Annotated in this window: 21 protein-coding genes and 3 pseudogenes; 10 read left to right on the forward strand and 14 right to left on the reverse strand. The window is 67.6% G+C overall.

The features are described from left to right. Window positions 1-14 precede the first annotated feature (14 nt). Complete coding sequence (locus ACFV9C_RS38115) at window positions 15-158, reverse strand: GPGG-motif small membrane protein (protein WP_380201649.1); 144 nt, start codon at window positions 156-158, stop codon at window positions 15-17. Between the two features lie 120 nt (window positions 159-278). On the opposite strand from ACFV9C_RS38115, the gene ACFV9C_RS38120 reads away from it, so the two are divergent. Further along, window positions 279-1,583, forward strand: coding sequence for a cytochrome P450 (locus ACFV9C_RS38120; RefSeq protein WP_380201651.1), 1,305 nt, complete (start codon window positions 279-281; stop codon window positions 1,581-1,583). Here ACFV9C_RS38120 and ACFV9C_RS38125 read toward each other — a convergent pair. The 3 genes and pseudogenes from ACFV9C_RS38125 to ACFV9C_RS38135 form a co-directional block, all read right to left on the reverse strand. Then, window positions 1,578-2,450, reverse strand: a complete 873-nt coding sequence (locus ACFV9C_RS38125; RefSeq protein ID WP_380201917.1) for a thiamine pyrophosphate-dependent enzyme — start codon at window positions 2,448-2,450, stop codon at window positions 1,578-1,580. The two genes, ACFV9C_RS38120 and ACFV9C_RS38125, sit on opposite strands and share 6 nt — an antisense overlap. Continuing rightward, a pseudogene (locus tag ACFV9C_RS38130) lies at window positions 2,442-3,005 on the reverse strand (thiamine pyrophosphate-requiring protein); the annotation flags it as partial. The pseudogene ACFV9C_RS38130 and the gene ACFV9C_RS38125, both read right to left, overlap by 9 nt. After that, a complete protein-coding gene (locus tag ACFV9C_RS38135) occupies window positions 3,005-3,403 on the reverse strand; it encodes a thiamine pyrophosphate-binding protein (protein ID WP_380201653.1) in 399 nt (132 codons plus the stop codon). The gene ACFV9C_RS38135 and the pseudogene ACFV9C_RS38130, both read right to left, overlap by 1 nt. Before the next feature lie 224 nt (window positions 3,404-3,627). On the opposite strand from ACFV9C_RS38135, the gene ACFV9C_RS38140 reads away from it, so the two are divergent. The 5 genes from ACFV9C_RS38140 to ACFV9C_RS38160 all read left to right on the forward strand — a co-directional run bounded on the left by ACFV9C_RS38140 (window position 3,628) and on the right by ACFV9C_RS38160 (window position 6,806). After that, window positions 3,628-3,903 (forward strand): hypothetical protein, encoded by a 276-nt coding sequence (locus ACFV9C_RS38140; protein WP_380201655.1) that lies wholly within the window; start codon window positions 3,628-3,630, stop codon window positions 3,901-3,903. Then, the gene (locus tag ACFV9C_RS38145) at window positions 3,834-5,045 is read left to right on the forward strand and encodes a sugar porter family MFS transporter (RefSeq protein ID WP_380201919.1); all 1,212 of its coding nucleotides are present in this window, start codon (window positions 3,834-3,836) and stop codon (window positions 5,043-5,045) included. The genes ACFV9C_RS38140 and ACFV9C_RS38145 overlap by 70 nt, the downstream gene beginning before the upstream one ends. Window positions 5,046-5,186: 141 nt before the next feature. Then, window positions 5,187-6,158, forward strand: coding sequence for a TIGR03557 family F420-dependent LLM class oxidoreductase (locus tag ACFV9C_RS38150; protein ID WP_380201657.1), 972 nt, complete (start codon window positions 5,187-5,189; stop codon window positions 6,156-6,158). Beyond that, window positions 6,151-6,582 (forward strand): SRPBCC family protein, encoded by a 432-nt coding sequence (locus ACFV9C_RS38155; protein ID WP_380201659.1) that lies wholly within the window; start codon window positions 6,151-6,153, stop codon window positions 6,580-6,582. Before ACFV9C_RS38150 ends, ACFV9C_RS38155 begins: the two co-directional genes overlap by 8 nt. Then, window positions 6,579-6,806 (forward strand): hypothetical protein, encoded by a 228-nt coding sequence (locus ACFV9C_RS38160; RefSeq protein WP_380201661.1) that lies wholly within the window; start codon window positions 6,579-6,581, stop codon window positions 6,804-6,806. Before ACFV9C_RS38155 ends, ACFV9C_RS38160 begins: the two co-directional genes overlap by 4 nt. 107 nt (window positions 6,807-6,913) lie before the next feature. Here ACFV9C_RS38160 and ACFV9C_RS38165 read toward each other — a convergent pair whose 3' ends face one another. Continuing rightward, window positions 6,914-7,186, reverse strand: coding sequence for a hypothetical protein (locus tag ACFV9C_RS38165; RefSeq protein WP_380201663.1), 273 nt, complete (start codon window positions 7,184-7,186; stop codon window positions 6,914-6,916). Between the two features lie 596 nt (window positions 7,187-7,782). Between ACFV9C_RS38165 and ACFV9C_RS38170 the strand changes: the two genes are divergently transcribed. Then, complete coding sequence (locus tag ACFV9C_RS38170) at window positions 7,783-8,148, forward strand: hypothetical protein (RefSeq protein ID WP_380201665.1); 366 nt, start codon at window positions 7,783-7,785, stop codon at window positions 8,146-8,148. A gap of 264 nt (window positions 8,149-8,412) precedes the next feature. Here ACFV9C_RS38170 and ACFV9C_RS38175 read toward each other — a convergent pair whose 3' ends face one another. Both ACFV9C_RS38175 and ACFV9C_RS38180 read right to left on the reverse strand, forming a co-directional pair. Further along, window positions 8,413-9,033 carry a hypothetical protein gene (locus ACFV9C_RS38175; protein ID WP_380201667.1) on the reverse strand — a complete coding sequence of 207 codons (621 nt, stop codon included), beginning with the start codon at window positions 9,031-9,033 and terminating at the stop codon, window positions 8,413-8,415. A 72-nt stretch (window positions 9,034-9,105) separates the two neighbouring features. Beyond that, window positions 9,106-9,426 (reverse strand): hypothetical protein, encoded by a 321-nt coding sequence (locus ACFV9C_RS38180; RefSeq protein ID WP_380201669.1) that lies wholly within the window; start codon window positions 9,424-9,426, stop codon window positions 9,106-9,108. 112 nt (window positions 9,427-9,538) lie between these two features. On the opposite strand from ACFV9C_RS38180, the gene ACFV9C_RS38185 reads away from it, so the two are divergent. After that, window positions 9,539-10,399: a LysR family transcriptional regulator gene (locus ACFV9C_RS38185; RefSeq protein ID WP_380201671.1), complete on the forward strand. Its 861-nt coding sequence runs from the start codon at window positions 9,539-9,541 to the stop codon at window positions 10,397-10,399. 1,386 nt (window positions 10,400-11,785) lie between these two features. Here ACFV9C_RS38185 and ACFV9C_RS38190 read toward each other — a convergent pair. Next, window positions 11,786-11,869, reverse strand: a pseudogene (locus ACFV9C_RS38190) (AAA family ATPase); the annotation flags it as partial. 985 nt (window positions 11,870-12,854) lie between these two features. On the opposite strand from ACFV9C_RS38190, the gene ACFV9C_RS38195 reads away from it, so the two are divergent. Continuing rightward, entirely contained in the window at window positions 12,855-13,592 is a 738-nt protein-coding gene (locus ACFV9C_RS38195) for an ANTAR domain-containing protein (protein ID WP_380201673.1), read from the forward strand. A gap of 13 nt (window positions 13,593-13,605) precedes the next feature. Then, window positions 13,606-14,658 (forward strand): hypothetical protein, encoded by a 1,053-nt coding sequence (locus tag ACFV9C_RS38200; RefSeq protein ID WP_380201675.1) that lies wholly within the window; start codon window positions 13,606-13,608, stop codon window positions 14,656-14,658. Window positions 14,659-14,671: 13 nt separating this feature from the next. Here ACFV9C_RS38200 and ACFV9C_RS38205 read toward each other — a convergent pair whose 3' ends face one another. The 6 genes and pseudogenes from ACFV9C_RS38205 to ACFV9C_RS38230 all read right to left on the reverse strand — a co-directional run bounded on the left by ACFV9C_RS38205 (window position 14,672) and on the right by ACFV9C_RS38230 (window position 18,902). After that, the gene (locus ACFV9C_RS38205; protein WP_380201677.1) at window positions 14,672-14,875 is read right to left on the reverse strand and encodes an ANTAR domain-containing protein; all 204 of its coding nucleotides are present in this window, start codon (window positions 14,873-14,875) and stop codon (window positions 14,672-14,674) included. A 92-nt stretch (window positions 14,876-14,967) separates the two neighbouring features. Further along, complete coding sequence (locus tag ACFV9C_RS38210) at window positions 14,968-15,588, reverse strand: carbonic anhydrase (RefSeq protein WP_380201679.1); 621 nt, start codon at window positions 15,586-15,588, stop codon at window positions 14,968-14,970. A gap of 21 nt (window positions 15,589-15,609) precedes the next feature. Then, window positions 15,610-16,077, reverse strand: coding sequence for a vitamin K epoxide reductase family protein (locus tag ACFV9C_RS38215; RefSeq protein ID WP_380201681.1), 468 nt, complete (start codon window positions 16,075-16,077; stop codon window positions 15,610-15,612). Beyond that, window positions 16,074-16,400, reverse strand: coding sequence for a glycoside hydrolase family 15 protein (locus ACFV9C_RS38220; protein WP_380201683.1), 327 nt, complete (start codon window positions 16,398-16,400; stop codon window positions 16,074-16,076). Before ACFV9C_RS38220 ends, ACFV9C_RS38215 begins: the two co-directional genes overlap by 4 nt. Continuing rightward, a pseudogene (locus ACFV9C_RS38225) lies at window positions 16,306-17,876 on the reverse strand (glycoside hydrolase family 15 protein). The gene ACFV9C_RS38220 and the pseudogene ACFV9C_RS38225 overlap by 95 nt, the downstream one beginning before the upstream one ends. A gap of 9 nt (window positions 17,877-17,885) precedes the next feature. Then, the gene (locus ACFV9C_RS38230) at window positions 17,886-18,902 is read right to left on the reverse strand and encodes an SDR family oxidoreductase (RefSeq protein WP_380201685.1); all 1,017 of its coding nucleotides are present in this window, start codon (window positions 18,900-18,902) and stop codon (window positions 17,886-17,888) included. Window positions 18,903-18,927 lie beyond the last annotated feature (25 nt).

The following is an 18,927-nucleotide window of genomic DNA, read 5'->3' on the forward strand; positions in this document are numbered from 1 at the left end:
CTGTGGGTGCGGGGTCAGGTGAAGATGCTGACGCCGCCCGGCCCGATCACGAGGCCGATCACGATCAGAGCGATGCCCCACAGCACCGCGCCACGGAAGATCGTCACGATTCCGGATATCACCAGGATCACCGCGATGATCCACAGAATGAAGCCCATGGTCCTTTTCCCTTGGCTGGGCCGGGGATCCCCGGCGCGGACGAATCCCCGTACGGACCTCTCCGGTGCCCGTGCCGTTGCCCGGCAAACTGGAGGTTTTGCGGCGGACACCGGGAGAGCATGTCGACTCTTCTGCCATTCGCGTCCGTGCTGGACAGTGGCCGGATTCTGCGGGACGTTCTCGGCCCCGTCGTCGCCCAAGGACCGATCCTTCGGCGGCCCGGGCTCGGCGCGGTCGTCGAGCGACTGCGCACGGACGACCGCGCGCTGCGCTGCGTACGGCAGTTGCGGCGCAGGTACGGCGACGGCCCGGTGTTGCTGCGTCTTCCCGATCGCACGATCGCGCTCGTACTAGAGGCCGAGGACGTGCATCGGCTACTCGCGGAGACGCCCGAGCCGTTCGCGGCCGCGACCAGCGAGAAGATCGCCGCGCTGACGCATTTCCAGCCGCACGCGGTCCTGGTCACCAATTCGTCGCTGCGTACCCCGCGCCGGGAGCTCAATGAGCGCGCGCTCGACAGCCATCAGCCGGTCCACCGTCACGGTCATCGGTTCGTCGAGGTGGTGCAGGAGGAACTCGGCGCCCTGCACGCGACGTTCGGTTGGAACGACTTCCGGGCGATCTGGTCGCGCGTCGTTCGCCGGATCGTTCTCGGCGACGCAGCGCGCCACGACGTCGTACTCAGCACCCAGCTCGACCAGCTCCGCGGCGACGCGAACTGGGCCCAGGTCGGCCCGAGCCACGACGAGCTCCGCAGCCGTTTCCTCGCCTCGATCAAGCAGTACGTCGACACGGCCGAGCCCGGGAGCCTCGTCGAATCGCTCGCCCAGCAGCCTGATGAGCTGGATCCGGCCGGGCAGGTGCCGCACTGGCTGTTCGCGTTCGACGCCGCCGGCATCGCGCTCTGGCGGCTCTTCGCCCTGCTCGGCACCCGTCCGGCGCTGCTCGAGCCGATCGTCGCAGAGGCGCGCCATCCGGAGGCTTCACCACTGCTCGCGCAGGCAGGTGCCGCCGTGCAGGAGTCGCTGCGGCTCTGGCCGACCACACTCGTCGTACTGCGCCAGGCCGACGAGCCGACCGTCTGGCGGGACCGGATCGCGCCGGCCGGGACCGAGTTCGCGATCGTCAGCTCGGTGTTCCACCGCGACGACGAGGCGCTCGCCTTCGCCGACGACTTCGAGCCCGCGGTCTGGCTGGACGGTCGCGCCGACGGTGCGTGGCCGATCATCCCGTTCAGCGAAGGCCCGGCCGCCTGCCCGGGGCGGAACGTCGTACTCCTCACCACCAGCACAGTGGTCAGCCACGTCGCCACCCAGTACGACCTCGACGTCGATCCCACCACGCGCGCCCGGCTGGCCGGCCCGATGCCCGGAACGTTCAATCACGCGAGCATCCGGATCGGGTTCTGGCCGCAGCGATCATGATTTTCCGGGCAGGAACTCCTGCATCTTGGACTTCACGCCCTCCTTGATGATCGCGCCCCGGTCGCTGTCACCGCGCACGATCGACTCCAGCGCCTTCTCGATCTGGTCCCAGGTCGCGTGCGGCGGGATCGGCGGTACGGCGGGATCGGTCCGGAACTCCACGACACACGGCCGGTCGACCGCCAAGGCCTCCTCCCAGGCCGGTACGACGTCCTCGGGCTTCTCGGCCGTCACCCCGTGTAAGCCGAGCAGGCGCGCGTACCCGGCGTACGGGAACTCTGGCAGTTCCTGCGACGGCAGGAACTGCGGCGACCCGCCCATCGCGCGGAGCTCCCACGTCACCTGGTTCAGGTCGTTGTTGTGCCGGACGGCGATCACCAGCCGCGGGTCCGCCCAGTCCTGCCAGTAGTTCGCGATCGTGATCAGCTCGTTGACCCCGTTCATCTGCATCGCGCCGTCGCCGACCAGCGCGTACGCCGGCCGGTCCGGCAGTCCGAACTTCGCGCCGATCACGTACGGCACGCCGGGGCCCATCGTCGCGAGCGTCCCGGACAGCGAGCCGCGCATGTCGCCGCGGATCTTGATGTGCCGTGCGTACCAGTTCGCCGCCGACCCCGAGTCCGACGCCAGGATCGCGTCCGCCGGCAACCGGTCGGACAGCTCGTGGAACACCAGCTCCGGGTTGATCGGATCCGCGGACGTGTGCGCGCGCCGGTCCATGACCTCCCACCAGCGTCGGAGGTTGCTCTCGATCCCCGACCGCCACGACCGGTCTTCCTTGCACCGCACCAGCGGGATCAGCGCGCCCAGCGTCCCGGCGGCGTCCCCGACCAGGTTCACCTCGAACGGGTACCGCATCCCGATCATGGTCGGATCCAGGTCGATCTGGATCGCTCGGGCGATCCCGAACTTCGGCAGGAACTGCGTGTACGGGAAGTTCGACCCGACCATCAGCAGCGTGTCGCAGTCCATCATCAGCTCGTACGACGGCCGCGTGCCGAGCAGCCCGATCGACCCGGTCACCCACGGCAACGCATCGGGCAGCTCGTCCACCCAGGCCACTTTCGGAGCGTTCTTCTACAACCTCGTCTTGCCCAGCAGCGCCTTCGCCACCCCGGCACCGGTCAGCTCCGCCAGCTCTGTCACCTCGTCGACCGCGCCGCGCGCGCCCTGCCCGACAAGGATTGCGACCCGCGAGCCGTCGTTCAGGATCTCCGCCGCCCGATCGATCTGCTCGGCCACCGGCACTGGCGCCGACCCGCTCAGGTCGGTGCTTGACGGCACCATCTTGAACGCGTACGACGGCGGCGTGTACTCGAACTCCTGCAGGTCCGACGGGATGATCAGCGCTGTCACGGTACGGCGGGCCACCGCGATCCGGATCGCCCGGTCGACCACGTTCGGCAGCTGCTCCGCGACCATCACGGTCTCGCAGTAGTCGGACGCGACGTCTTGTAGAGCGACTGGAGGTCGACCTCCTGCTGGTAGCTGCCGCCCATCGCGCTCCGGGCCGTCTGCCCGACGATCGCCACCATCGGGACGTGATCGAGCTTCGCGTCGTACAACCCGTTCAGCAGGTGGATCGCGCCCGGGCCGCTGGTCGCCGTACAGACGCCGACCCGGCCGGTGAACTTGGCGTAGCCGACCGCTTCGAAAGCGGCCATCTCCTCGTGCCGGGCCTGGACGAACCGCGGCTCGTTCGCCGCCTTCTGCCAGGCGGAGAGCAGCCCGTTGATTCCGTCCCCGGCGTACCCGAAGACGTGGTCGACGTCCCACTCGCGCAGCCGCTGGAGTACGAAATCGGCGACTGTCGTGCTCATTGCAACCCTCCTGCCAGGAATCCGGCGAGCTGTACGGCGTGCGCCACCAGCGGCAGCCAGCCATCGGGCATGCCCAGGCTGTCGACCTCGACGTGTGCCATCACTGGCGACCTCCAGACCTCGTGGCCGGGACCCGGGGCACTTTGCAGCAAACACGTTTCGAGCGGCCCGCTCCGGTCAACCGGGGGATGGGATATCGGATCGATCAAGGAGGCGTGTTCAGCATGGCGCCGCAGCATGAATCGGCCACCGGGGTGCTGGATCATCTCGACGCCCAGGTGCCGACATCGTTCTACTGGTCGCTGACCCTGCTCGCAACCGTCGGCGGATTCCTGTTCGGGTACGACACCGCGAACATCGGGTCCGTCGTCAACTTCCTGCCCTGGAACCTCGGCTCACTCGCGCTCGGATACCTGGTGGCCGGCGCGTCATCGGCGCCGCCGTCGGCGCGCTCGCCGCCGGTCCGACTTCGGACCGGCTCGGCCGCAAGTCGCTGCTGATCGCCGACGCCGCGATCTACGCGATCGGCGCGTTGCTGTCCGCGTTCGCGTGGGACGCGTGGGTGCTGCTGTTCGCACGGACGCTGATCGGTCTCGCGATCGGTGCCGACTCCGCGATCGCGACCGCGTACATCGCCGAATACGCACCGAAGGCACGGCGTGGTGCGCTCGGCATCCTCCAGCAGTGGATGATCACGGTCTCGTACCTGATCGCGCTCGCGGTCCTGGTGCCGCTCCCCCAGCACGCGCACTCGTTCGACTGGCGCCTGCTGCTCGGACTGGGCGCCGTACCGGCCCTCTTCGCGCTGGTACTGCGGACCCGGATGCCCGAGTCACCCCGCTGGCTGATGCGGCAGGGGCGGTACGACGACACGCATGACGCGCTCGCCAAACTCGACATCGACGTCAGCGCGGAACAGATCGAACGCAGCGCCCACGAGGTCGAGGAACAGGAGGCCCGGGCGGGCCGCAACCAGCGGAACTGGACACGCGGCGTGAAGCGGGCGCTGATCGTGGTCTGTGTATTCTTCGCGTTCCAGCAGATCACCGGGATCAACCTGACCTTCTACTACGGGCCGAAGGTGCTGCAGCCCTATCTGCAGAGCGGCAGCGACAAGGTGCAGGCCGCCATCGCGGCCGTCGCGGTCACGGCGTTGATGAGCGTCGTCAACGTGGTCGCGACGTTCTTCGCGTTCAAGTTCGTCGACCGGGTCGGCCGCCGCAAGCTCGCCCTTGGCGGATACGCCGTGATGGCGGTTGCGATGCTGATCGGCGCGGCCGGCGTCGCGTTCACCGGCGGGCTCGCCCGGATCATTCTGATCATGGTCGGCCTGAACGTCTTCATCGCCGCGTTCGCGATCGGCGTCGGCGGCACCGGCTGGCTGATCCAGGGCGAGTATTTCCCGACCGCCGTCCGCGGCCGCGCCGCAGCGCTCGGCGCCGCGGCGGACTGGATCGCGAACTTCGCGTTGATCCTGCTGGTGCCGACGATGCTGAACGGCTTCGGGCTGGCCTGGCTGATGGTGATGTTCGCCGTCCTGTCGGCAGTCGCGCTGCTGTTCGTGAACTCGTTCATCCCGGAGACCAAGGAACTGTCGGTCGAGGAGATCACCGAGATCTTCGAGCGCCAGGCAGCGCACTGAGAAGGAGCCCGTGGGACGGGTAGTTGTGGCGACCGGAGTCATCATCCCCGCCGGGTGCCCGCCGCCCTGGTCTGCATTCCGGCGAATGCAGGGCGTCGCTGCGGGCACCGGAAGGTAGGCGACTGATCGGAGGGTTGCAGCGTGAAGTTCGGATACTTCCTGTCCAGTGAGGAGTACACGCCCGCCCAGCTGATCGAGCAGGCGCGGCTGGCCGAAGAGGCCGGGTTCGACGGGTTGTGGATCAGCGACCACTTCCATCCGTGGAACGACGAGCAGGGCCAGAGCGCGTTCGTCTGGTCAACGATCGGCGCGATCTCACAGGTCTGCGAGCTGCCGGTAACGACCGCGGTCACCTGTCCGACGGTACGGATCCATCCGGCCGTGATCGCACAGGCGGCCGCGACCAGCGCGGTACTGCTGAACGGACGGTTCCGGCTCGGCGTCGGCACCGGCGAGGCGTTGAACGAGCACGTCCTCGGCTCCGTCTGGCCGAGCGTCGACGTACGGCTGGAGATGCTCGAGGAGGCGGTCGAGATCATGCGGCGGCTGTGGACCGAAGACGGGTTCGTCAACCACCACGGGAAGCATTACATGGTCGACACCGCGCGGATCTACACCCGGCCGGACGAGCCGCTGCCGATCTACCTGTCCGGATTCGGGCCGGAGGCAACAGATGTCGCGGCACGGATCGCGGACGGGTATCTGACCACGACGTCGGATCCCGAGCTGTTGCGGCGGTTTCGCGACCACGGCGGCGGCGACAGACCGGCCCAGGCCGGGTTCAAGGTCAGCTACGCACCGACCGCGGACGAGGGCGTCGAACAGGCCCACCGGATCTGGCCCAACGCCGGTCTCCCCGGGGAGCTCGCTCAAGTGCTCCCGTCACCGCGGCACTTCGAGCAGGCTTCACAACTGGTGACCGAAGAGTCCACGGCGCAGTCAGTTGCCTGCGGCCCCGACGCGAAGGCGCACCTCGAGGCGTTCACGCCGTACGCCGAAGCCGGGTTCGACGAGGTGTACGTCGCGAACATCGGGCCGCACAGCGTCGACATGATGAACCTCTACCGAACCGAGGTACTGCCCCAACTCCGGAAGGAGTACTCCCATGGGTGAACACGAAGCATCGACCACGGTCGACGTCGCGCCGAACATCGTGTTCGAGAGGCTCTCCGACCTCAGCAAACTCCCCGGATACATCCCCTGGCTGACGTCGCTGCACCCGACCCCCGAGGTTCCGGCCACCGCGCAAGGGGCTGAGACGCGGCGGCCGCACCAGGCCGTGCACGAGCATGTCGATGTCACGGTCGGCGGCGGACACCGCGACGGCTGGATCGAGGTGCTCGACGAGGAGCGGACGCTGCGCTGGGGCATGGACGGTGAGCATCGGTACGGCGGTGAGCTGATCGTCGGCTTCGTTGCCGACGGAACCTCGACACTGACCGTCCGGCTGCACACCACCGAGTCCACCGGCGTGGACGAGGAACTCGACCGGACCCTGACCGCCATCAAAACGATCCTCGAGAGCGAGCCCTCATGACCGTGGACCCCGGTTTCGACACTGTTCTCCAGAACCTTGTCGAAGCGGTGACACACCATGTCGAGGAAGAGGAGACCAAGGTCCTCCCCGGCATGCGCTCGAACCTCTCCGTGCAGCGCCGCAACGAACTCGGCGACGCCTTCGCCGCGGCCCGCAAGCAGCACCTCGGCGAGCAACCCGGCGTCCTGACCCGCGACGAACTGTCCCAGCAGGCATGGCAGTGACCGACACCACCTGATCGTTCTCCCGCAGTCAAGTCGTTTGACCCCCGGGGCTCGGCAGCGAAGTACTCGGGGCTGCCTCGCCAACGGTTTCACCGTCCCGGTTGGGGTCAGTCGACCATGAAGACGACGTTGTGCAGGCCGCTTGAGCCGTTCGGGCGTGGTGGTGCCTGGTCGGCTGTTTGCAGCCGGCCGGTCGCGTCCGTCGCGCGTACGGTGAGTTTGTGTGTGCCGGGGGTGGCGTTCCAGTGGAAGGTCCACTGGCGCCAGGTGTCGATGGTGTCCTGCGCAGCCAACTGCGCCGGCTGCCATGGACCGTCGTCGACCTGGACCTCCACCTTCCGGATGCCGCGCCGTTGAGCCCAGGCGACGCCGGCGGCCACGGCCGGACGCTGGCCGATCGCACCGGCGTTCCGGTCGACCGGCTGCAGGCGATGACACGTCCGGCTGGGACCGTGCCTGACCGACGAACTGCCGCCCCTGAACGCCCGCCGCGTGATGCAGACGTTCTCCAACTACGTGCGCGGCAACCCGGTGCTGTTCCCACTCGGTGAAGCTGGCGTGCAAGACCCCGACGGGCACTTGCGCCGCTGGATGGGACCCCGGCAGCCACCGGAGCCGCTGACCCGCGCCTGCCCGGTCTGCCTGACCGAGCCCGGCCGAGGCCGTGACCTCATGTGGCGGTTGCCAGCGCTGCTCGGCTGCGGCGTGCACGGCTGCTACCTCGAGGACTTCTACACCGCCACCTGCCACAGCACTGCTGAACAACGGGCGGCCAATGCCGCCGCGACCGATCCCCGAACCGCTGGCCACGCTCGAGCGATACACCTACAGCGCCCTGGACGCCCGGCCGGGTCGATCTCCCCAGCCGGGCAGTGCCCGCCGCGGTGTGGTTCCGGCTCCTCCGCTCGCTGCTTGAGGAGGTCAGCCTCGCGGCAACCTCCCGGCACACCCGGCCCCGGGCGACCCTGGAGAAAGTATGGGACACGACCGGGCTGCCACTGCGCGGCCTGAACGTCTGGACGCCATACGAGGTACTCCCGAGCTGGACCGGCTCGGCCGGTCGCAGACCGAGATGATCCAGCTGTTCACCGAGCTGACCGCGATGGGCGTGCACGTGAACGTCCTCGGCGGACCGATCCCGCTCGACACCCGGGTCCCCGGGCCGGCCACCGAGATGGCCAAGGCACTGCTGATCTTCCTCGGCCAGGTCGAGGCGTCCTATCCTCTGGCTACTCGGGGAACCGCCCACCCGAAGGGCGAACCGTCCATGACCCGCAAACCTGTCGCAGCCGTCGCTGTCGGATTGGTCGTCGCCGCGCAGTTGGCCGTCGCCCCGGCGTAGCCTCCGACATCAACTGCGCAACACCACCAAGGACCCCAAGAATGGCATCGGTCCGAACGACCGCGGAGCGCACGAGATCCGCCTTAGCGCTAGCGGCTAGTCTGTTGTTCCCCGAGGCCGAAGGGTTCCGCACCCGAACGGCCCTCGCTCGACGGGGCGAGGTCGCGCCACCGTCCCGTGGCTCGACCCGGCGCCACGCGTCCAGGACGACGGGAAGCACCACATGTTCGTCCAGTGCGACGACAGGGCCGAACGACTCGGCGTTCATGTGTCGAGCAGGTCGGGGGCGAACAGCTCGTCGACCGTCCAGCGACGCGCCGACAACCCCTGCTCGTGGTGATACCGCAGGTAGGTGTCGAGAGCGTGCCGGTTGGCCTCGATGCCGTAGGGCCACCAGTCACGGCCCATCAGCGCGACGTCCTGTTCGTAGAGCGCGTTGGTCCACGGCAGCATCGACGTGACGCCGTAGACGTAGCGGCCGCGCTCGACCTCGTCGACGGCCGACTGCTTGGCGGCGCTGAACGCGTCGTAGACGGCGCGGGGCAGGTCGGGGTGGCGCTCGACGAGCCCGCGTCGTACGGCGACGGTGTGCATCATCGGGAAGATGCCGGTCCGGGCGTACCAGTCGCGCTCGCGCTCCTGGTAATCCGGGAACAGCCGTTTGATCCGCGGATCGCCGTCCAGCTCGAGCCACGGGACGTTGGCGGTGAACAAGGCGTCCAGCTCACCCTCGGCGAGCATCTCGACCAGTGAGCGGTCGGGGACGGCCTTGACGTCGACGTCGTCGGGGGCCGGGTGGGTGGTGAAGTCGAACGGCGCCATCGGGTACTCGAGGCCGCCGATCACCCAGCGGTTGGCCTCGGGCCGGAAGGCGTACTCGTCCATGAGGATCCCTTTGGCCCAGACACCGGAGTCCTGGCCGTAGATGCCGAACTCGCCGATGCTGCGGTCAACAAGCTACTCGGGGGAGGTGATGCCACTGGCGGCGCTGACGAAGACGCAGGAGTGCCGGAAGACCCGGTTGGGGAAGACCGGCACCGCGACGTACTCCTCGCCCGCCTCGAGCGCGCGGAGCAGGAATGTCAGGCCGAACTCGGAGACGTCGGTGTCGCCGTATGCGAAGGCTTTGAACACCTCGGGCAGCGTGGCGCCGGTCGAGGTCCGGGTCTCCCGGGCGCCGGGCAGGGTGATGGTGCCGTCCAGAAGGGGTTTGGTGGTGGCGTAGCGGTAGGCGCCGAGCCGCACGCTCAGATTGTCGAGTGTGGATGTGGTGGTCATGTGATCCACGCTGCGCCGGATCCGGACCGGCGTCCACGACCCTTCGGGACACGGGCATACCGTCGCGGTATCACCGCAGGTCAGCGGCTACCGTGAGCGCGTAGACCTGCAGGTGCTGCGCTACTTCGTCGTGGTCGCCGAGGAGCGCCATCTTGGGCGGGCGGCGGCGCGATTGCACATGACCCAGCCGCCACTCAGCCGGGCGATGCGGCGGCTCGAAGAGGAGCTGGGCGTGACTCTGCTCAACCGGGTTCGCAGCGGCGTCGAGCCGACGGCGGCCGGCCGGGCGCTGCAGGAGCACGCGGCGGCGTTGCTGGAGCAGGCCGACGCCATCCGGGCCCACGTACGCCGTGCCGCCGGCGAACCACGGCTCGCGGTCGGCTCACTCGCGGACACCCTCGACCTGGTCGGTGGGCGCCTGGTGACTGCGTTCCGCGAACTGCACGCCCGCGCAGACGTGGTGCTGCACGAATTCGACCTCGGCGACCCCACCGCCGGGCTGCGCACCGGCGCGTGCGACGTGGCACTGACCCGGATGCCCTTCGACACCAGCGGGCTGCGAACCCAGCTACTGGCCCGCCAGCCAGTCGGGCTCGTGATGCGCGACGACGACCCGCTCGCCGATGCCACCTCCGTGCGGGTCGACGAGCTGACCGCCCGCAACTGGATCCAACTGCCGCCGGACACCGACGCCGCCTGGGTCACCTACTGGACCGGGGCGGGCGCCAGGCACGCCGACGCGGGGCGCGCCATGCACACGATCCAGGAGTGCCTGCACGCAGTCCTCTGGAACGGCCAATCGGCCCTCGCACCGGTCGACCAACTGCTTCCGGCCAGGCTGATCGTCGTACCGGCCGAGGACCGGAAACCCAACGAACTGGTACTCGCCTGGCGCGACACCGAAACCAGCCCCCTGATCCGCTCGTTCGTCGACGTCGCGTGCCATGTCTTCGCCCGCGCGCTGCCCGGCTGACGAGCATTGCCGATCATGTAGTTGGGGGCCGGCTGGAGTACGCCGGAAACCCGCAACAGACGATCCCGGTTGTCTCAGCCGCCGCCCTGCACGAGTTCAGATAAGCAGGGAAGCCCCATCTCACTTCAGATAACAAGCTCCAGGCTGGTGGTAGCTGGCCAAGACCGGCTTCAGATAACAGGCCCGGAGTTCTACGGTGTCCGGTGTGAACCGGCCTGAGGCTGTCTCCGTTCGTGCCTTGTCCGATGCGTTGGCCGCGTTGGGTGCCTACGCCGAGCCACCCACTGACGCCGACCTGGCGGCGGCGATTGAGGCCGAAGGCAAGGCATCGTTGACGGCCAGGTCTGGCCGGCGGGTCAGCAGGTGGCCCACACTTGGCCGTCATAGCGCGGAACAGAATTATCCGGTCTGACGGCCGACTCAGTCTGGCCGATCCGCCCTGCGTCAGGTAACGACCGATACCACCGGAGCCCAGCTGCGCACCTGCAGTCGCAGATGCGCGGGCTGTCTGGCCGTAACTTGCAGTACATGATGGCTACGATCGCGTGAGGTGGTGCCGGACCAGCTGCGCAACAAGTTCTCGCTCAGTTGCTGTGGAGGCAAGTCACGGTGCTGCTGGACCGGCCGCCGCGACCAGGCCGAGCGGGACTTGTACGCCGCCGCGAGCGTCGAGAAACGGGTCCTGGGCGTCGGTCGGACGGCCTTCGCCCGGCGCGGCCGCCGGGTCGGCTGCGGGTCTGAGTCGGCCACTTCTGACACAACCAGCGGGACACGAGCCGGATCCGCCGACCGGTCCGATCACTGCTGACCTTTGGCGGCAGATTGGCGAGTCAAGACCCCAAACTTCAGCCCCCTGTGTGGGCGGTAGTGAGGTGCATGATGGTGGGGTCGAGCAGGGCGAAACGACTGGCAACGAGTGCATATTCGAAGTGTGCGGTATTCCCTGGAGTGGATGAGCGTCATCCCTCCGTTCATCGGCGACCGCCAAGATGCTGCGCGATGAGCGGGTGACCGAAGCGATTCTTCGTGTGGGAGACGCGATCCTGGCCATGTTCGGTGTCGGGCTCGCGGTCGAGCGCCCCGCTGTAGAACCGCAAATGTCATGTCTGTGCCTGGGCAGAGGGGCGTGGCAGTCGTTCACGAGATGTTTCGCCTGCTCGTGCAAGTGCGGTGTAGACGAGGACGTGTCCGGACCATTTCAGCTAGGTCACATGCCAGGCTCCCGGATCGCAGTCTCGGCACCCACGGTGGTGTGGTCGGCGGTCCCGGCGCAATGGTCAAGGGTCGGGACCGTCCGATAGCCAGCTCGTCTTTTGGGGTGTGCTCATCGCCGTTCCTGGGAGGCCAGGGCCGTGCGGCGCCCGGCATCAAGGTGCCGTGTTTGCAGCCCAGCTCATCGATGCAGAGCAGGTCGACGCGGCCGTAGCGCGCGATGGTCTTGGTCAGGACCTTCTCGTCGGCGGCCTGGACGAACGGGTGGATCGCGTAGGCCTTGGTGAACTGTCAAAGCCACGGATGAACAGTTTGTCGAATATGTTCCCTATCACCTGAGATTCGGGGCGCGGCCGTGTAGCCGCGCCTGGTACGGCGGTACTCCGGCAGACCGGAGGACGCCCGGGTATCAGCTCAGGCCGGGTGGCCGCACCGTTGGAGAGGCTTCCCCGGGCCCCATTGGCTATCAGGTCCGGCCACGCAATCACCTGTCAGGGAACGATGGTCCCGACATCGGAACCTGCCAGGCGCGCTCGGACCGGAGGCCCGGGGAAGCAGTCGTTGCCATGTCGTCACGCCTTTGAACGCACTCAGGAGCGCCGAGGCGCGCCGACGGGACAACGTGACCGGCCGGACGGACAACCACCACCGCTACTCAGCCGGTGGGGCTGTCAGCTCGCCCAGCCGGTCGATCAGTGGAACAGGCCGAGGAGGCTGTGGCCCCAGTGGCCGCCGCCGCTCCAGCGGGAGCTGATCTCGACGTACAGCCCGATGACGATATTGAGACCCGAGTGGTAGTCCATGTCATATCTCCTAGGTGTCGTTGGGCAACAAAGGTTGCTTCCAGCTACCAGTTCGGAGCATGGAACGATCCAGATGGGTACGACGACGAGAAAGACGAACTGCGACGAAATGGCGGATGCGGCACGAAGTCAGGCGACCTCGTTCCCGATGTCGAACTACCCGACCAATTCTTGTACCCGCCTTTCGGCCTCACATCTTCGGACCTGTGACCCATCCGGTAGCATCGCCGGTCCGAAGCAAGCGCATGAACAGGCTGTGGGCCCCACGGACGCAGGGCGTCGAGAGTCAGACCCGGATTCGTCCTCTCGGCGCTCTGCCCGGCCTCTGCGCCCACCTGCACCCGATGGGTGACAGTCGTCCACCCATCCGCCGCGCCGGCGGCCCCGAAGTAGTCGGCGGTACTCCGTGATCCGGGCCGGGCACAAAGGGATGGGCTGAAATGGCGAGAGAGACTCTGGAGGTGGCGCAGGAACTGGCCGACATCCGGCGGCTGGTGGACGACGACGACCTCACCACCGCGTTCGACTGGTTCGTCTGCCGCGTTTGTCAAACGATCGCCGAGTGCGAAGAAGCTGCGATCGCCGTTCTGACGGACGAGACTCCAGAGATCCTCGCTCGCCGGCAGAGGACCGCGGATCACGTCGGCAGATCGTCCCGTGAGGCGCTCGACGCACAACTGAGCAGCTCGGTTGGCCCGTTGCAGCAGGTCCTGACGTACGGCGAACCGCGCCGCATCGGCAACCTGGCCGCCGAGGGCCGATGGCCCGTCTTCGGCAAAGCCGGGATCAACGCCGGCTACAACAGCTGTCTGTTCCTGGCGCTCCCGGACTCCGACAGCACCCCGTCGGCGCTCAGTCTCTTCTCCACCAAACCCGACGCGTTCCTAAGTACGCCGTACGACGTCGTGTTGCTGCTCGCTCGACATGCCGGCTACGACAAGGGCCGGCAACTGGTGGAGTACCTGCAGACCGCGCTCGGCAACCGACGTGTGATCGGGCAGGCGAAGGGCATCCTGATGCACCGCTACGACATCAGCTCAGACGTCGCTGCAGACCTCCTGGTGCGCTGCTCACAAACCGCCACGGTAAGGCTCAGCACAGTGGCGCTCGAGCTGGTCGACGCACGGGCCACCGGCAAGCTCCTGCAAGCACTCCAGACGTACGGCCTCGCCGACTGACCGTCGCTTGCAGATGCTGCGCGTCGCGCTTCTTGATCCCGCCGACGGCGGTGTGGATACTCTGCCTATGGCGACCAAAGCCATGGCGCGCCGGATCGGCCGGTTGCAGCCAGACACCGCGTGCATCCGGGTCAAACGCGGTGCGGCTGTTGGTCTTGCCATCGTCTTCCTGTGCGCCCTCCTCTCGGCCTGCGGGACCGAAGCCGCCCGAGCTTCAGGGGCTAGCGGCGCAACGGCAGTCTCCCGGGGCGCGGTGCGGACGACGGTCCCGTCTAGCCCTGCCAGTCCGGCGTTTCGCGCCCGAGCAGACGCAGTGCAGCGCGCCGTCCGGGCGGCCGGCGTTCCGGCTCCACCGTCGGGCATTTTCCTGTACTCGTCCCGCACTCCTGGCCTCGCCTTCGACACGACCGAGCAGAAGCTGGCGTGGTCGGCCGGACAGGTCGTTCTCGCTCCTGGCATTCAACTCGAAGCAGCCGGTGATTCGCACCTCGACTTCGCGGACGGGTCAAGCCTGCCGGTGAACGTCCTCGGTGCCCGGACCGCCCTTGCCGGACAGGTCGGAAGCACTCCGAGCAACTGCAGGGGACTCGCGGCAGCGGCTTACACGCTCACCGTCACCAGCGCGTCGCTCCGGACCGCCGACGTTGTCACGAGTCGCGGACCGGCGACCGTTCCCGCCTGGTCGTTCACCGCGAAGGGTCTCTCGCGGTCGATCGTCGTCATCGCCGTCTCCAACGAGGTGCTCAAACCCAGATTCGCGCCTGTCCCACCACCCGGCCTCGCAGAACTGCCACTTGGCCTGCTCGGAGTCGACGACCTCACCAGGGTTGAAGGAAACACCCTCATCTTCAACGTGCTCTACGGCGGTTGTGAGACCGACCTGCATGCCCACGTCGTCGAATTCGATGACATGGTCGTCGTCGGTGGGAGTTACGGTCCGAGGCGAGCCGACACCTGCGGACTTGACGTCGAGCATCGTTCGGCTGCCAGCGTCACCCTGGCGACGCCACTTGGCGACCGCGCCGTGATCAGCGCGGCCACTGGCGTCAGGCTGATACCTCTCTAACCGATGCGTCCCTTCACAGCAGGTGTCGGGTCTTGATCAACCAGCGGGCGATCTCGCTGACGGGCAACTGGCGTCCTGTCGCGTGGCGGCGGAGGATCTCCAGCGCGTCCCGGGAGGTCACGTCGTGGCGCTCCATGAGGATTCCTTCGGCGATGTCGATCGCGCTGCTGGCATCGGCAAATCCGCGACTGGCCGGGGTCCCGCCGGAATCAGGCATCGGCAATCCGATCTCTCAGAGGGCGGCACCAACTGCGTGGCGATTCCTCCGTGCACCTTCAGTGCCCGATACCACGTACTCCATGCGTGGCGTCAGGATGTAACGAGGCCGCGGCCGGCCACCACCTCAGCGCTGCCGTCGGACAGGCGGTAGCACAGGCCGACGACGGCGGCCTGGCCACTCTCGACGCGCTCGGCGAGTGCACGGGAGCGGTCCAGGAGTAGGTCGACGGTGAGCTTGATGTGTTCGGCCAGGATCTCGTCCGGTTCCACACGGCCTGCTGCTCGTGCCGTCAGCACGCTCGGCGTCACACGTTCGACGACGTCGCGGACATACCCGGACGGCGGCACCCCATCCGCCAGCGCGGCGATGGCCGCACCCACCGCGCCACACGAGTCGTGGCCGAGGACAACGACCAGCGGGCAGTTCAGCACGTCCACGCCGAACTCGACGCTGCCCAGCACTTCCGGGCCCATCACATGCCCCGCGGTTCGTACGACGAACAGGTCCCCGAGTCCGCGGTCGAAGATGATCTCCGCGGCCAGTCGCGAGTCCGAGCAGCCGAACAGAACGGCGAACGGGCGCTGGCCCGGCGCGATCTCGGTACGGCGCGCGGCATCCTGGTTCGGGTGCTCCGGCAGGCCGGCGACGAAACGCTGGTTGCCGTCCAGGAGCAGTTCGAAAGCTTCCTGGGGTGTCGGAGAGAAGGTCATGACCGCAGCTTAGGTCACACCTCAGCTGGACCGATTTCTGAGGCGACGGACTGCTGCCGCGGCTTCCGGTGCCACCAGCACTGCTACGAGCAGGGAGATGGCGGCCGAGCCCAGGCAGAGCGTGCAGAAGGCCTTGACGATGAAGATCTGGGCCGCGACGAGGCCGATTGCGGCGGCTGCGAGGCCGGCTGCGACGACGCCGGGTAGGACGACCAGCCATGGACGATCGCGCCAGCGGTACGGGCTGCCGATGAGTTCGAGGACGGCCTCGATCAGGTAGGCCGCGGCCCCGAGCGAGGCGTCGGGGATCGGGATCGCCTGCGCTACCGATGAGGTCAGTACCTGCCGGCTGCCGTCACCGAAGAAGGGCTCCCATACGCTGTCCAGTACGCCGGCCTGGAACAGCGTTAACGTCATCGCGATCGCAAACCCAGCGAGCGATAGCAGTACGACGGGAAGGCGACGACCCAAGGCGGACGGGCCTGTCACCTTTCACGACTCCTACCGGAACGGCGCTGGCTGGAGCCGCGATCCGACTCCAGGTCGAGGGCGGTGTTGACCACGCCCAGATGAGTCAGCGCCTGCGGGAAGTTGCCGATCAGGCGATGATTGCCGACGTCGTACTCCTCTGAGAGCAGACCGAGGTCGTTCGCGACGCCGGTGACCCGTTCGAAGATCTCGCGCGCCTTGTCCCTGCGACCCGAGAGTACGTACGCGTCAGCGAGCCACAGCGTGCAGGGCAGGAACGTCCCCCTCCCCCGGCGGCAAGCCGTCGAGATGTTTCGCGCTCGAGTACCGGTTGAGGAAGCCATCGTGGTTCAGCTCCTTTTCGACGGCCGCGATCGTGCCCCGGAACCGCTGGTCGTTGCCGGGCAGGAAGCCAACCGAGCGGATCAGCAACAGGGAGGCGTCGAGGGTCCGGGACCCGTAGTACTGGGTGAAGGTGTTCCGCTCGCTGTCATAACCGCGTTCACAGACCTCTTCGAAGATCTCTCCGCGGAGTCGTTTCCACCGGTCGCCCGGACCGTCGAGGCCGAAGTCGTCGACGGCCCGTACGGCGCGGTCGACGCCGGCCCATGCCATCACCTTCGAGTGCACGAACTGGCGTCGATCGCCGCGAAACTCCCAGATCCCTTCGTCCGGGTCACGCCAGTGCCCTTCGAGAAAGTCGAGCAGCGTCGTCTGGACGTCCCACGCGGCCTCCTCCGGCGGAATCCCGTGGGTCCGGGTCTGGTGCAGGGCATCCATCAGCTCGCCGTACACATCCAACTGGAACTGCTCGGAGGCAGCGTTGCCGCTCGCACCGGCCGCGAGTCCGCGTAGCCGGGCAGCCAGTCGAGTTCGTACTCCGTCAGCCGTCGCTCACCGTTGACGCCGTACATCAACTGCATCTGATCGGGCCGCCCTGCGAGCGCCCGCAACAACCACTCACGCCATTCCGCGGCTTCCGCCTCGTAGCCGGCGCCTAGGAAGGCGAGCAGCGTGAACGTCGCGTCGCGGATCCAGCAGAAGCGGTAGTCCCAGTTCCGGACGCCGCCGAGTTGCTCGGGCAACGACGTGGTCGGCGCGGCGACGATTCCACCGCTAGGACCGTAGGTCATTGCCTTCAGGGTGATCAGCGAGCGAACCACGAACTCCCGATACCCGCCGTTGTAGCTGCAGCGCGAGGCCCACTCGCGCCACCACCGCTCCGTCTCCTTGATCGACCGGGCCGCGTGGAGCGTCTCCGGAGGCTTCTCGTTCGGCATCGACCACGACAGCCGGAAGTCAGCGTGCTCCCCCGCGGCCAGCCGGAACTCGGCGACGACATCGCCGTCCTCGTGGCGGTGCTCGACATCGGAGTCCAGCGTCAGCCGGTCGGGTCCGGCAAAGGCCGACGTCCGGCGGCCCGTCTCCTTCACCCACGGGGTGATGAGGCCGTACTCCGTACGCATCACCACCTCGCTGCGCATCGGTACGCTGCCCGACAGACACTCGACCCGACGTACCAGGTCGGGCCGCCGGTGCCGGATCGGCATGCAGTCGATCACGCGGACTGTGCCGTCCGCAGTGGTGAAGTCCGTCTCCAGGATCAGAGTGTTCTCCCGGTAGCGACGGCCGGTCGCGCGATGATCGCCCGCTGGTGCGAGCAGCCAGCGCCCATGTCCTGGGTCACCGAGGAGGGCCGCGAAGCACGCGCCGGAATCGAATCTCGGCACGCACAGCCAGTCGATGGATCCGTCGTACCCGACCAGAGCGGCGGTCTCCGTATCGCCTATCAGGCCGTAGTCCTCGAGTTGCAGCGGCATCGCCCGGCCTCAGTTCTTACGGCTCGCGACGACCACTCCGGCCGCCGTTGCAGCACCGGCCAGGGCGAGAAGTCCGCGGTGCTGGGAGGCCCACAGCTGGTAGCTGCGAGAGGTCGCCTTCTCGTCGAAGACACCGTGTGCTCCGTAGTCGTGGCCGCCTTCACGATCAGCAGGCGCCCACAGATTGGCGGCTCGATTGGGATCGTCCGGCATGTCGATCTGCTGGGAGCGATATCCGGTCCGCGCGAGATAGCGGTCCAGCAGTCCCGCGACGAACTTGTTCGCGATGATCGTCGCCATGGTCGGGGCGCCGACCCAATACTCACGTCGGCGCGGGTGGTCCGCGGCGTACAGGACCCCTTCTGCCGCTACCTCTGGCTGATAAATCGGCGGCACTGGTTGCGGGTGCTTGGAGAGTCGAGACAGCACCCAGGAGAACTGCGGCGTGTTCACCGCGGGCATCTGCACCATGGTCACGCGGACCTTGCTCTTGTCGTGCATCAACTCACAGCGCAACGAGTCGTGGAATCCCTGGATCGCGTGCTTGGCCCCGCAGTACGCCGATTGCAAGGGAATGCCCCGGTAGGCCAGCGCGGATCCGACCTGAACGATCGTTCCGTGGTTGCGCGGCACCATACGGTCCAACGCTGCCCGCGTGCCCCAGATGTAGCCGAGGTACGACACCTCGGTCGCGCGCTTGAACTCGTCGGGATCGATCTCGGTAAAGGGGGCGAACACCGACGTGAACGCCACGTTCACCCAGGTGTCGATCGGGCCGAGCTCGTCCTCGATCCAGGCCGCGGCCCGCTCGACCTGGTCGTACTCGGCCACGTCCACGGACACCTGCAGCGCCGTACCGCCGGCTGCTTCCACCTCCTTTGCCGCACCCTCCAGGCCCGCCTCTCCCCGGGCCAGCAACGCCACCTTGGCGCCACGTCGGCCGAACGCGATCGCGGTCGCCCGACCGATACCGCCGCTGGCCCCGGTCACCACGACAACCTTCGACCTGTCCATCTCGATGTTCACCCTTTCCTGCTGTCCGTCAGATCCG

The sequence above is a fragment of the Kribbella sp. NPDC059898 genome, assembly GCF_042730855.1.
In the GTDB taxonomy this organism is placed as follows: domain Bacteria; phylum Actinomycetota; class Actinomycetes; order Propionibacteriales; family Kribbellaceae; genus Kribbella.

Excerpts from the sequence above, each read along its gene's own strand:
- ACFV9C_RS38120 (WP_380201651.1), top strand. The coding sequence starts at position 279 with ATGTCGACTCTTCTGCCATTCGCGTCCGTGCTGGACAGTGGCCGGATT.
- ACFV9C_RS38195 (WP_380201673.1), top strand. The coding sequence starts at position 12,855 with ATGGCGAGAGAGACTCTGGAGGTGGCGCAGGAACTGGCCGACATCCGG.
- ACFV9C_RS38210 (WP_380201679.1), bottom strand. The coding sequence starts at position 15,588 with ATGACCTTCTCTCCGACACCCCAGGAAGCTTTCGAACTGCTCCTGGAC.
- ACFV9C_RS38205 (WP_380201677.1), bottom strand. The coding sequence starts at position 14,875 with ATGCCTGATTCCGGCGGGACCCCGGCCAGTCGCGGATTTGCCGATGCC.
- ACFV9C_RS38180 (WP_380201669.1), bottom strand. The coding sequence starts at position 9,426 with ATGACCACCACATCCACACTCGACAATCTGAGCGTGCGGCTCGGCGCC.
- ACFV9C_RS38155 (WP_380201659.1), top strand. The coding sequence starts at position 6,151 with ATGGGTGAACACGAAGCATCGACCACGGTCGACGTCGCGCCGAACATC.
- ACFV9C_RS38135 (WP_380201653.1), bottom strand. The coding sequence starts at position 3,403 with ATGAGCACGACAGTCGCCGATTTCGTACTCCAGCGGCTGCGCGAGTGG.
- ACFV9C_RS38125 (WP_380201917.1), bottom strand. The coding sequence starts at position 2,450 with ATGATCGGGATGCGGTACCCGTTCGAGGTGAACCTGGTCGGGGACGCC.
- ACFV9C_RS38170 (WP_380201665.1), top strand. The coding sequence starts at position 7,783 with ATGGGACACGACCGGGCTGCCACTGCGCGGCCTGAACGTCTGGACGCC.
- ACFV9C_RS38140 (WP_380201655.1), top strand. The coding sequence starts at position 3,628 with ATGGCGCCGCAGCATGAATCGGCCACCGGGGTGCTGGATCATCTCGAC.
- ACFV9C_RS38115 (WP_380201649.1), bottom strand. The coding sequence starts at position 158 with ATGGGCTTCATTCTGTGGATCATCGCGGTGATCCTGGTGATATCCGGA.
- ACFV9C_RS38220 (WP_380201683.1), bottom strand. The coding sequence starts at position 16,400 with ATGGCTTCCTCAACCGGTACTCGAGCGCGAAACATCTCGACGGCTTGC.
- ACFV9C_RS38200 (WP_380201675.1), top strand. The coding sequence starts at position 13,606 with ATGCTGCGCGTCGCGCTTCTTGATCCCGCCGACGGCGGTGTGGATACT.
- ACFV9C_RS38160 (WP_380201661.1), top strand. The coding sequence starts at position 6,579 with ATGACCGTGGACCCCGGTTTCGACACTGTTCTCCAGAACCTTGTCGAA.
- ACFV9C_RS38175 (WP_380201667.1), bottom strand. The coding sequence starts at position 9,033 with ATGGACGAGTACGCCTTCCGGCCCGAGGCCAACCGCTGGGTGATCGGC.